The organism is Bacillus sp. SIMBA_026 (assembly GCF_046535335.1).
GTDB lineage: Bacteria > Bacillota > Bacilli > Bacillales > Bacillaceae > Bacillus > Bacillus velezensis.
Genome location: NZ_JAWRWX010000418.1, coordinates 1 through 243, shown reverse-complemented (window position 1 = coordinate 243; position 243 = coordinate 1). Strand labels below are relative to the sequence as shown.

The following is a 243-nucleotide window of genomic DNA, read 5'->3' as shown; positions in this document are numbered from 1 at the left end:
CTTCGATTTCTATGCTGGAAGCACCCGTCAATGCGCTTAGAGAGGAAGCTAACTGTGATCGTAGCAGCGGCGTCTGGATCATTGCGCTTGTCGTGACAGCCATTTCCACAGTTATCATTTATAACTTTGAACTACTGTTCGGTGCCGTTATTACCTTTAGCACCGTTTATATGCAGCCAATAATGGCGCTGGTGTTCGGTATAATGCTCACCTGGGTATTACGCCAGAATCATTTATTAAAAG

At 44.9% G+C, this 243-nt stretch carries 1 protein-coding gene; it reads left to right on the top strand.

Annotation, left to right across the window (positions count from 1 at the left end; translation table 11 throughout):
• The coding region (locus SB847_RS22035; protein ID WP_410578869.1) for a hypothetical protein at positions 1-243 on the top strand (243 nt) is incomplete at both ends.